The organism is Mycobacterium sp. NGS50, assembly GCF_059812545.1.
Map to the genome: position 1 here is coordinate 18,714 of NZ_JCALCW010000048.1, position 11,388 is coordinate 30,101.

Here is an 11,388-nt window from a genome sequence, read left to right on the forward strand (position 1 = left end):
TCGTCGACGACGGTTGTGGTGCGGAAGCCGGTCACGACCACCACCACGAGCACGGGCATGGCCGCTTGGTGTACGACGCCGGATGGCATCGCGCCGCGCGCTGGGCGCGCCGACTGGCGTGGATCAGCCTGGTGCTGGTGGCGGCCGAGGGCACCGTGGGGCTGTGGCAGGGCTTGTCGGCCGGGTCCGTCGCGCTGACCGGATGGGCGTTGGGCAGCATCCCCGAGGGGCTGGCCGGCGCGGTGGTCATCTGGCGGTTCACTGGGGCGCGGACGCTGTCGGACACCGCCGAACGGCGGGCGCAAATCGGTGTGGCGGTGTCGTTCTGGATCAGCGCGCCCTACATCGTCGCGGAATCGGTGAATCATCTGGTGGGGGAGCGGCACAGCGAGACCAGCGTGATCGGGATCGCGGTTACCGCTGTCGCGGTGTTGGTGATGCCGATCCTGGGGCGGGCGCAACGTCGGCTCGGGGCCCGGTTGGCGTCGGCGGCGACGGTCGGCGAGGGTGTGCAGAACTACCTGTGTGCGATCCAGGCGGCGGCCGTGCTGCTGGGGCTGGCCGTCACCGCCAATTGGTCGGGCGGCTGGTGGCTGGACCCGGTCATCGGGCTGGCGGTGGCCGGGGCCGCCGTGTGGCAGGGCTTCCGGTCCTGGCGCGGCGACGATTGCGGTTGCTGAGATACCTCGCGTTGACTGTGCCGCTGTGGCGCAGAAGTGCGAATGCGCCTCGGCATTGCCGCAGACTCAGCGAGACAAGAATTCGTCGTTGTGTTGACCCGGTTCCGGTGGCGGCTGCGTGGCCGCGGCGGTGAAGGTGGAGTAGCGCGCGGGTGTGCGGATCACGGTGACGGCGTCGTCGCCGCTGCCCACGGTCAACGCCAGATCGTTCTCGGCGAACAGCGGCGTGGCGACCACCTGCTTCCAGGTGTACGCCAGACACGCCATGACGCCGTTGCGGTGCAGTATCTCGACCCACTCGGCGGCGGACCTGGCCGCCAACGCGGCCTCCAGCTCGTCGCCGAGCTCGGCGTAGTTGATCGACCGTGACCGCTGATCGGCGAACCGCTCGTCGTCGACCAGGTCGGGGCGGCCGATGGCGTCACACAGCGACCGCCAGTGCTTGGGCACGTATGCGCTGAGCACCAGATATCCGTCGGCGGTGCGGAACGCGTCAGAGGGCTGGGTGGCGAAGCCGACGCTGCGGCGTCGCGGGGCGCTCGGCGCGGGCCGGTCGGCGCTGGGCCTGTTCAGGTGCACGGTCAACTGGTTGGCCTGCAGGCTGGCCGCGACGTCATACATGGCGACGCGGACCACGTCGGCCACCCCATGACGTTCGCGGTTGAGCAGCGCGGCCAGCACCGCCTGGGCCAGCACATGGCCGCTGGCGTTGTCCACCAGCTGAAACGGGATGATCTGGGGCTTACCGTCCGCGGTGCGCATCCCGGTGGTCATCCCGGCTTCGGCGGCAACCATCAGATCCACCCCGGGTCGGTTGCCGTGCGGCCCGTTGCCGCCGAAGGCCGACAGCCGGGCGTAGATCAATCGCGGGTTGCGCGACTGCAATTCGTCGGGGCCCAGCCCGAGTTTCTCCATCACTCCGGGCCGGAAGCCCTCCAGGACGACGTCGGCGGTGTCCACCAGTCCCAGGATCTGCCGGGTCGCCTCGGCGGTGGTCAGGTCCACCGCCACCGACTTCTTGCCCCGATTGTTGGGCAGGAAATAGACGGCCAGCGGCGCGCGGCCGGGCAGCACCGAGGTGATCTGGCGGGCCGCCTCACCGCCGGGCGCTTCGACCTTGATGACCTCGGCGCCCAGATCGGCCAGCACCTGCCCGGCCAGGGGACCGGCCACATTCTGGGTGAAGTCGAGCACCCGGAATCCGTCGAGGGGCTTCATCACGGTGACCTTACTGGGACCTTGCGCAGCTCGGGCTCGGCGGCCTCGACCAGCGTCGTCGCTGTACCGGTGCCATTGTGACAACCCGTGTCGCCGCCCTGAGGTAACTTGCTGGGCAGCAGTCCCACCTGATCTGTCCAGAGCTGACCTGACCAGAGGAGTCCCGTGAAGTTCAACCGATCTCGCGCCGTGTTGAGCCTGCTGGTCGCCGGTGCGCTGGTGCTGCCGGCCTGCGGTGGCAACTCCGACAACTCGTCAGAAAAGCCGTCCAAGGCGTCGTCGATCGCCGTCGACTGCGGCGGCAAGAAGAAGCTCAAGGCCAGTGGATCGACCGCGCAATCGCACGCGATCGAGCAGTTCGTCTACGCCTACATCCGGTCCTGCCCGGACTACACCCTGGACTACAACGCCAATGGATCCGGTGCCGGTGTGGCGGAGTTCGTCGGCAATCAAACCGATCTGGCGGGTTCGGACTCACCACTGGATCCCGGCAAGGGCGAGCCCGACCGCGCATCGGCGCGTTGCGGGTCCCCGGCCTGGGATCTTCCGACGGTGTTCGGGCCGATCGCGATCAGCTACAACATCGGCGGCGTCACCCAGCTCAACCTCGACGGGCCCACGCTCGCCAAAATTTTCAACGGCACCATCACCGCCTGGGACGATCCCGCGATCAAGGCATTGAACTCGGCGACCAACCTGCCATCCGAGCCGATCCACGTGGTGTTCCGCGCCGATCAATCCGGGACCACCGACAACTTCCAGAAGTACCTCGATGCGGCGTCCGACGGCGCCTGGGGCCATGGTGCCGGCAAGGAGTTCCACGGTGGGGTCGGTGACGGCGCGGTCGGAAACGACGGGACGTCGATGTTGCTGCGGCAGACAGACGGGTCGATCACCTACAACGAGTGGTCCTACGCGGTGGGCCACCAGCTGAGCATCGCCTCGATCATCACCTCGGCCGGCCCGGACCCGGTCTCGATCACCACCGCCACGGTCGGCAAGACCATCGCGGGGGCCAAGTTCAAGGGCCAGGGCAATGACCTGATCGTGGACACCTCGTCGTTCTACAAGCCGACCCAGACCGGCGCCTACCCGATTGTGCTGGTGACCTACGAAATCGTCTGCTCGAAGTACCCGGATGAGGCCACCGGCAAGGCGGTCAAGGCGTTCATGCAGGCGGCCATCGGTGACGGCCAGGACGGGTTGGACCAGTACGGCTACATTCCGCTGCCATCGGAGTTCCAAACCAAATTGGAGACGGCGGTCGACGCGATCGCCTGAATTGGGCGGATCTTTTGCTGGGATAGACGCTGCCGGTTCGGCAACGGCGACGGCGCAGCCGGGGACACGGCGCGCCGGGCCGACCGCGCGGCCGGTCTCGCACCACCGGAATTTTCAAGGAAAACAATGGATTCAGTGGATTTCATCAGGGGGGCGGGCGCGCGGCGCAGCACCGGTCAACAGGTGCTCATGCCGGATGGCGCTGATTCTGAAAACGCCCTGTCCACGAATTCGCTATGAGTAGCATGGCGCTGTTGTGGCCAGCTAGATGATCAATTACCGTGTTGCCGGTAACCAGCTGTTCACCAGTTGGTTACCCGAGTGGTTGAAGGGAGCGTCACGGTGACTGAGCCGGGATCGCGCGCAGGTTCGCGTTTTGGGCCATATCAACTGGTGCGGCTGATTGGTCGCGGCGGGATGGGGGAGGTCTATGAGGCCGAGGACACCCGTAAACACCGTGTGGTCGCGCTGAAACTGATCTCCCAGCAGCTGTCGGGCAACGCGGTGTTCCGTGAACGGATGCAACGTGAAGCCGACACCGCGGGCCGGCTGACCGAGCCGCATGTGGTGCCGATCCATGACTACGGCGAGATCGACGGCTGTTTCTTCGTCGAGATGCGCCTGATCAACGGCACCGATCTGCGCACCATGCTGCGGCGCACCGGTCCGCTGACCCCGGGTCGTGCGGTCGCCATCGTGGGTCAGATCGCGGCGGCGCTTGATGCCGCGCACGGCAACGGGGTGACCCACCGCGACGTCAAGCCGGAGAACATCCTGGTCACCGACAGCGACTTCGCCTATCTGGTGGACTTCGGCATCGCCCGCGCCGCCGCGGATCCAGGACTGACCCAGACCGGGACCGCGATGGGTACCTACACCTACATGGCCCCGGAGCGGTTCAGCAGCGGTGAGGTCACCTACCGCGCCGACATCTATTCGCTGGCTTGTGTATTGGCGGAGTCCCTGACCGGGTCGCCGCCGTATCGCGCCGACAGCATCGAACGCCTGGTCGCCGCGCATCTGATGGAGCCCGCACCGCGGTTCAGCCAGTTGCGGCCCGGGTTGATCCCCGAGGCGTTGGACCACGTGATCGCCAAGGGGATGGCCAAGAATCCGGCCGACCGCTACAGCAGCGCCGGTGAATTCGCCGCCGCCGCGCATGCCGCGCTGACCTCGGCCGAGCAGAACCAGGCCGCATCGATCCTGCAGAAGGGCGATGCCGCGTCGATCCTGAGTCACGGCGCGGACACCACGCAGCGGGTTCAGGCCGTCAATCCGGGCATGTCCAGCGACCCGAACCAATACCAGCCGTCGGGCCCGTATCCGATGGGCGGGCACTACCAGCAGTCGGGCGGTTACCCGATGGGCGGGCAGTACCAGCAGTCGGGCCCGTATCCGATGGGCGGGCAGTACCAGCAGTCGGGCGGTTACCCGATGGGCGGCGAGACCATGATGTCGCCGGTGGCGCAGTCGCCGTCGGTCGACCAGACCCAGGCCCGTCCGGCACTCTCGCCCGACGCCAGCGCCGGCAGCTGGCGCAGCCAGCCCAGCACGTCGACCCCGCCGCCCGCCGCTCCCGCGCCGGCCTTCACCAAGGCGGCCGACTCGGGCCAGAAGCGCAAGATCCTGATCGGCGCGGCCGCGGTCGCGGTGATCGCTGTTGTCGCGCTGCTGGCCTTCCTGCTGGTGAAGCCATCGGGTGAAGGGGGCTCCTCGGCGTCGGGCCAGCAGGTCGTGCCGTTCGACGGGCTGAACTTCCGGCTGTCCCCGGGCGGCGTCGAACTGGACAGCGAGGGCAACCTCTACATCACCAACCAGGGCATGTACGGCCGGGTGGTGAAGCTGCCGCACGACTCCGACACCCCGGTCGTACTGCCGTTCATGGGCCTGTACGAACCGCAGGGATTGGCCGTGGACGGCTCCGGTGCCGTCTACGTCTCCGACTTCAACAACCGGGTCGTCAAGCTGCCGGTCGGGTCGAACAACCAGGTCGAGCTGCCGATCACCGGACTGAACTACCCCGAAGGGGTGGCGGTGGACACCGACGGCAACGTGTACGTCGCCGACCGGGGCAATGACCGGGTGGTAAAGCTCGACGTCGCGTCGAACACCCAGAGCGTGCTGCCGTTCACCGGCCTGAACAATCCGGACGGCGTGGTCGTCGACCACGGCGGCACCGTCTACATCACCGACTCCGACCACAGCAGGGTGCTCAAGCTGGCTCCCGGGGGTGGCGACCAGAGCGAGCTCCCGTTCACCGGCCTGCCCGTGCCGTGGGGTATCACCGTCGACGACGCCGGCGCGGTGTATGTCACCGGTCACGACAGCCACAAGGTGATGAAGCTGCCGCCCGGGGCGACCCAGCAAGAGGTGCTGCCGTTCACCGGGCTCAACACCCCGCTGGATGTCGCGGTCGCCAAGGACGGCACCGTCTACGTCGCCGACCGGGGCAACAACCGCATCGTGAAACTGCCCGAGGGCAAGTAGTCCGGTCAGCCGCGAGCCGGCCGTCGGCGGTGGAGTCGATCGCTGGGCGGCTGCCGCCTCGGCGACGGGCCAACCCGGGTCAGCTACGGCGGCGGGTCAGCAGGTGCGTCGCGACGACGGCGGCCACGTTCATGATGGCCACCACGATGATCAAGGTGAGCGCGGCGCCCCAAACCCGCTGAACACCAGCGGGTTGCGGGTTGGACAACTCGGTGTAGATCAGCAGCGGCAGTGAGGCCATGTTGCCGTCGAAGATGTCGAGGTTGATCGACCGGCTGTAGCCCACCAGCACCAGCACCGGTGCGGTCTCGCCGATGATGCGCGCCAGCGACAACAGCACACCGGAAAAGATGCCCGGCAATGCGACCGGGATGACGATCCGCACGATCGTCTTCCACTTCGGAATACCCAAGGCGTAGCTGGCTTCCCGCAGTTCGTCGGGTACCAGCCGCAGCATCTCTTCGGTGGAACGCACCACGATCGGCAGCATCAGCAGGACCAGGGCCAGCGACACCGCGAACGCGCTCTGATCGAACCCGAGTGTGGCGATCCACAGACTGAAAACGAACAGGGAGGCCACGATCGACGGCACTCCGGCGAGGACGTCGACCATGAAGGTGGTGACCCGGGCCAGTCGGCCCGTCCCGTATTCCGCCAGGAACACCGCCGCCATCAATCCCAGCGGAACCGCCACCAGGCCGGCCACACCCGCCTGCACCAGGGTCCCGTACAGGGCGTGATACACGCCGCCGGCGAACTGGTCGGGCAGGACGCCGCGCAACGAGTGGGTCCACCATCCCGATCGCACGACCGCGTGCCAGCCCCGGTCGACGACCACCCACAGCAGCCAGATCAGCGGGATCAGCGCGATCGTGAACGACGAGACGAAGAAGAAGGTGGCGACGCGGTTGGCGATCTGGCGCCGCAGGCTGAGCGGACGGAACACGACCAGCTTCACCGGCTGGTTGAATGTCTCGGTGCTGGTCATCCGTTGACCTTTCCACCGGCGATCGCGCGGGCGAACGCGTTGACGATGAACGTCAGCACGAACAGCACGAAACCCGCGGAGATATAGGCGCCGGTCGGCAGCGGTTGGCTGAACTCGCTGGCTGCCGAGGCGATCTTGGACGCGAAGGTGTAGCCGCCGTCGAACAGCGACCAGTTTCCGGGGTGCGCGGCGGCACGCAAAATGATCAGCACGGCGACGGTTTCACCCAGTGCGCGACCCAGGCCCAGCATGGACGCGGCGATCACGCCGCTGCGACCGAACGGCAGCACCGTCATCCGCACCACCTCCCACTTGGTGGCGCCCAGCCCCTGCGCGGCTTCGATCTGCATGATCGGCGTCTGCCGGAATACCTCCCGCGACACCGAGGTGATGATCGGCAGCACCATCACCGCCAGCACGATGCCGGCGGTGAAGATGTTCCCGCCGCCGGCCAGCGACACATTGCCCTTTTCGAACAGGAACAGCCAGTCCAAGTGCTCATTGAGGTAGCCGGCCAACGGCGCGAGCTTGGGGGCGAGCACGAAGATGCCCCACAACCCGAACACGATCGAGGGCACCGCCGCCAGCAGATCAACCATCGCCCCGAACGGCCGCGATAGCCGCGCCGGCGCGTACTGGGTGAGGAACACCGCAATCCCGACCGCCACCGGAACCGCCAGCACCAGGGCCCACGCCGAGCTGAGGACCGTCACCATCAGCAGGTCCCGGATGCCGAACGCCAACTTGTCGGGGTCGTCGGTGTCGAACTGGGCGCTGGTGAAGAAGTTCGCGTGGTTGACGCGCAGCGACGGGATGGCTTGGAGCAGCAGGAAGATCGCGATCAACGCGATGGCGGTGACGATGGTCAACCCGGAGGTGACCGCTATCGCCTTGAACAGCCGGTCCCCGCGCCGCGCTGCGCCCGCGCTGGGTTGCGCGGGCGCAGCGTGTTGGCCGGTCACGAAATGGCGTTGACGGCGGTCGACAGCCTCGACTTGAACGAGTCGGGGATCGGGATGTAGCCGTTGTCCGCCAAGCCGTTCTGGCCGTTACCGATCGCCGACTGCAGGAATGCCTTCACGGCTTTGCCCACCTCGGCGTCGGGGTACTTCGAGCAGACGATCTCGTAGGTCGCCAGCACGATGGGGTAGGAGCCGGCCTGCGTCGGCTTGTAGAACGACAGGGTGTCCAGCACCAGGTCGTTGCCCTGCCCCTGGATGGTGGCACCGGAAATCGTCTTACCGACCGAGTCGGCGCTGATCGCCACCGGGTCCGGGCTCGCAGCGGAGATGATCTGCGCCATGCTCAGCTTCTGCGCCTGGGCGAACGACCACTCGTTGTAGGTGATCGACCCCTCAGCGGCCTTCACCGCCGCCGAGGTGCCGTCGTTGCCCTTGGCGCCTTCGCCGACACCGCCGTTGAACGCTTTGCCGGTGCCCTTGCCCCAGGCGCCTTCGCCCGCGGCGTCCAGGTAGGCCTGGAAGTTGTCGGTGGTGCCGGATTCGTCGCTGCGGAACACGACGTGGATCGGCTGCGCGGGCAGCTGGGCGGATCCGTTCAGGTTCTTGATCGCCGGGTCATCCCAGCTGGTGATCTGGCCGTTGAAGATCTTGGCGGTCGTCGGGCCGTCCAACACCAGGTTTTCCACGCCGGGCAGGTTGTAGGTGACCGCGATCGGGCCGAACACCGTCGGCAGGTTCAGTGCCGGGGATCCGCAGCGCTCCTGCGCCTTGGTGTACTCCTCCGGCTTCAGGGGCACGTCGGAACCACCGAAATCGGTCTGGTTACCCAGGAATTCGTTGATGCCGGCGCCCGAGCCGTTGGCGGTGTAGTTCAGGTCCTGGTCGCAGGCGTCCTGGAAGGCCTTGACGAAGCGGTCCATCGCGTTCTTCTGCGCGGTCGAGCCGCTGGCCTTGAGCGTCTTCTTGCCGCCGCAGTCCACGTTGGTCGAAGAGGAGGCGCCGGTCGTCGCCGCCCCATCACCCGAACCCGTGTTTGCGGAGTTGTTGCTGTCGCTGCCACATCCGGACAGGACCAGCGCGCCGGCGGCGAGCACACCCAGTGTTGCGCCGAAACGGTTAACCTTCACATTCGCTCCTTTTCAACGTGTAGTAGAGGCTGGCGAATTAGGACTGCCACACGTTGCTGAACCCTACCTGCCACCCTGGGGCAAGTCGAACAAACCCGGGATACTCAGTCGAGCTGGTAGCGGATCAGCCGGGAGCTGTTGGCGACCACCGCCACCGAGGACGCGTTGTGCAGGATGGCCGCCAGCACCGGGGACAGGGCGCCGCCGGCGCCGATGAGCAGGCCGGCGGCATTGACCGCGATGGACATGCCGTAGTTCTGCCGGATCACGCCCACCGCGCGCGCGCCCAGGTCGCGGACGTCGAGCAGGCGGTTCAAATCGTCATTGGCCAGTGCGACGTCGGCGGTCTCGACCGCCACGTCGGTGCCGGCCAGCCCCATCGCGATCCCGATATCGGCGGCCGCCAGCGCCGGTGCGTCGTTGATCCCGTCGCCGACCATGCCCACGACGTAGCCGTCGGCCTGCAGGGCGCGGACCACCTCGAGCTTGTCCTCCGGCAGCACCTCGGCGCGCCACTCGTCGATACCGAGTTCGCCGGCGACAGCCGCGGCGGTCTCCGGATGATCGCCGGTGAGCATCACGATCCGGCGCACCCCGCTGCCGCGGAGTTTGCTCAGCACCTCGGCGGCCTCGGGCCGGACCTCGTCGCGCAGGCTGATCAGCCCGACCAGGGTGCCGTCCACGGCCAGCAGCAGCGGGGTCTCGGCCTGGCGGCGCAACTTGTCCACCCAGGCCGCCGCCTCGGCCGACACCGCGACCTGCTCGCCCTCCAGCAGTGACGGGCTGCCCAACAGCAGGGTGCGCCCGTCGGCGCGGGTGCGCATGCCCAGGCCGACCAGCACCTCACACTCCTCGTGTGGCGGGATGGTGATGTGGCGTTCCTCGGTCGAGCGGATCACCGCTTCGGCCAGCGGGTGCCGGGAATGGATCTCGGAGCTGGCCGCGTAGGCCAGCACCTGCTCGGGCTGCCAGTCCTCGTGCATCGCGACGATGTTGGTCACCACCGGGCGCCCGACGGTCAGCGTGCCGGTCTTGTCGAACACGATTGCGTCCACCCGGCCGGCCTGTTCGAGGTGGGAACCGCCCTTGATCAGGATGCCGCGTCGCGCGCCGTTGCCGATCGCCGCGCTGATCGCGGTCGGGGTGGACAGTCCCACCGCGCACGGGCAGGCGATGAGCAGCATGGTCATCGCGCGCCGGACGTCGCCGGTGAGCGCCAGCGTGATGCCCGACAGGATGAACGAGGCAGGCACGAAGCGACGGGAGAAGTTCTCGCCGACAGTCTGGATCGGCGCCCGGTCGAGTTGGGCTTCCTCGACCCGGCTGATGATGCGGCCGATGACGGTCTGGCTGCCCACCGCGGTGGCACGCACCACCAGCCGGCCGCGGATCACCACCGACCCGGCGTGCACCCGCGCCCCGGGGACCACGCTGACCGGCAGCGTCTCGCCGGTGATCGCGGACTGGTCCACAACCGCCTCGCCGTCGACCACCTCGCCGTCGACCGGGATCGCCACATGATCGTGTACCACCACCCGATCGCCGAGCTGAACGGTGTCGATCGGCACCTGGACCTCGGTGTCGTCTGCGAGGCGGACCCAGGCGGTGTCCTGGGTGCCGCGCAGTAGGTCGGAAATGGCGCGGCGGGTCCGGCGCAGCGTCAGGTCCTGCAGGTACTCGCCGATGTTGAGCAGCCACAGCACGGTGAGCGCCACCACGTTCTCGCGCAGCACCAGGCTGGCGACGGTGGCGGCGGTGACCAGGGCGTCGGTGCCGGCGCGCCCGGACCGGATCGAACGCAGCGCGCCACGCAGGAACGGGTAGCCCATGAACACCGTCGCGCCGCCGGCGACCAGCTGGCCGGTCGCGCCGAGCAGGGGCGGCCGTTTGAAGGCATAGCGGCGCAACCCGAGCAGGGTCAGCGCTGCCCCGCCGATGACCATCCGCAGCACTTCGGTGTTGCGGATGTCCGACGAGCGGGGCGTACGGACCGGGATCAGTTCGGCCGCGACGTCGGCTGCTGCGGCGATCGCCGCCAGCACCGCGGTGCGATCACAGCGGGTGGGGGAGTACCAGACCACCACCGACCCGGTGCGGGGGTAAGCGTGCACGGTGCGCACTCCGCTTTGCCGGTCGACGCTTTCCTCCACCGCGACCGCGCGGCGCGAGTCGGCCAGGATCCACGGCACCCGCACCCGCATCCGGCCGGCCGCATCCGAGACGACGCTCAGCTCAGCGGTCATCAGTGGTCGTGGTCGTGACCGCCGCCGGCGGCGGGCGGTGGCGCCTCCTCGCCGATGCGTTCGCGGGCCTCGGCGACCACGTCGGCCAGCTTGAGCCGGGTCGACTCGGCGGCTTCCTCGGCCCGGCGGGTGCCGCGCAGGCCCCATTCGGTGGCGGTCACCGCGGCTTCGTGCAACGGGGCCTTGTCGACGGCCTTGCGGAGCAGCTCATAGGCGCTCACGCCGACCAGGCCGGTCAGCACGGTGGTCGCGGCCTTTGCCAGTAGCGGTAGTGCCATGGGATGCCTTTCTCTCGACTAGCTTGGCGCCAAGATTAACATCGAAATATTGCGATATCAACATGTATCGCTGTGCGGTCTGCGCTCTTCGGTGGGGTGGCAATGGCGCCGAGATGGAATCTCG

General features: G+C 67.9%; 9 protein-coding genes. 3 read left to right on the forward strand and 6 right to left on the reverse strand.

Going from position 1 to position 11,388, the window contains the following annotated elements; genetic code table 11:
* Positions 1 to 68 precede the first annotated feature (68 nt).
* Positions 69 to 680, forward strand: coding sequence for a cation efflux transmembrane domain-containing protein (locus AC5Y36_RS23865; RefSeq protein WP_500043455.1), 612 nt, complete (start codon positions 69 to 71; stop codon positions 678 to 680).
* Between the two features lie 66 nt (positions 681 to 746).
* Here the strand turns inward: AC5Y36_RS23865 and AC5Y36_RS23870 are convergent, their stop codons facing one another.
* Positions 747 to 1,898, reverse strand: coding sequence for a CoA transferase (locus AC5Y36_RS23870; protein ID WP_500043446.1), 1,152 nt, complete (start codon positions 1,896 to 1,898; stop codon positions 747 to 749).
* A gap of 165 nt (positions 1,899 to 2,063) precedes the next feature.
* On the opposite strand from AC5Y36_RS23870, the gene pstS (AC5Y36_RS23875) reads away from it, so the two are divergent.
* Complete coding sequence (pstS, locus tag AC5Y36_RS23875; protein ID WP_500043447.1) at positions 2,064 to 3,179, forward strand: phosphate ABC transporter substrate-binding protein PstS; 1,116 nt, start codon at positions 2,064 to 2,066, stop codon at positions 3,177 to 3,179.
* A gap of 342 nt (positions 3,180 to 3,521) precedes the next feature.
* Positions 3,522 to 5,666, forward strand: a complete 2,145-nt coding sequence (locus AC5Y36_RS23880) for a serine/threonine-protein kinase PknD (RefSeq protein ID WP_500043448.1) — start codon at positions 3,522 to 3,524, stop codon at positions 5,664 to 5,666.
* A 79-nt stretch (positions 5,667 to 5,745) separates the two neighbouring features.
* Here the strand turns inward: AC5Y36_RS23880 and pstA are convergent, their stop codons facing one another.
* The 5 genes from pstA to AC5Y36_RS23905 form a co-directional block, all read right to left on the reverse strand.
* A complete protein-coding gene (gene pstA, locus AC5Y36_RS23885; RefSeq protein WP_500043449.1) occupies positions 5,746 to 6,654 on the reverse strand; it encodes a phosphate ABC transporter permease PstA in 909 nt (302 codons plus the stop codon).
* Positions 6,651 to 7,616: a phosphate ABC transporter permease subunit PstC gene (pstC, locus tag AC5Y36_RS23890; RefSeq protein ID WP_500043450.1), complete on the reverse strand. Its 966-nt coding sequence runs from the start codon at positions 7,614 to 7,616 to the stop codon at positions 6,651 to 6,653. Before pstC ends, pstA begins: the two co-directional genes overlap by 4 nt.
* Complete coding sequence (pstS, locus tag AC5Y36_RS23895) at positions 7,613 to 8,743, reverse strand: phosphate ABC transporter substrate-binding protein PstS (protein ID WP_500043451.1); 1,131 nt, start codon at positions 8,741 to 8,743, stop codon at positions 7,613 to 7,615. Before pstS (AC5Y36_RS23895) ends, pstC begins: the two co-directional genes overlap by 4 nt.
* 104 nt (positions 8,744 to 8,847) lie before the next feature.
* Complete coding sequence (ctpC, locus tag AC5Y36_RS23900; protein ID WP_500043452.1) at positions 8,848 to 10,986, reverse strand: manganese-exporting P-type ATPase CtpC; 2,139 nt, start codon at positions 10,984 to 10,986, stop codon at positions 8,848 to 8,850.
* The gene (locus tag AC5Y36_RS23905) at positions 10,986 to 11,264 is read right to left on the reverse strand and encodes a DUF1490 family protein (RefSeq protein ID WP_500043453.1); all 279 of its coding nucleotides are present in this window, start codon (positions 11,262 to 11,264) and stop codon (positions 10,986 to 10,988) included. Before AC5Y36_RS23905 ends, ctpC begins: the two co-directional genes overlap by 1 nt.
* Positions 11,265 to 11,388: the final 124 nt, after the last annotated feature.

Excerpts from the sequence above, each read along its gene's own strand:
- pstA (WP_500043449.1), bottom strand. The coding sequence starts at position 6,654 with ATGACCAGCACCGAGACATTCAACCAGCCGGTGAAGCTGGTCGTGTTC.
- AC5Y36_RS23870 (WP_500043446.1), bottom strand. The coding sequence starts at position 1,898 with ATGAAGCCCCTCGACGGATTCCGGGTGCTCGACTTCACCCAGAATGTG.
- AC5Y36_RS23905 (WP_500043453.1), bottom strand. The coding sequence starts at position 11,264 with ATGGCACTACCGCTACTGGCAAAGGCCGCGACCACCGTGCTGACCGGC.
- ctpC (WP_500043452.1), bottom strand. The coding sequence starts at position 10,986 with ATGACCGCTGAGCTGAGCGTCGTCTCGGATGCGGCCGGCCGGATGCGG.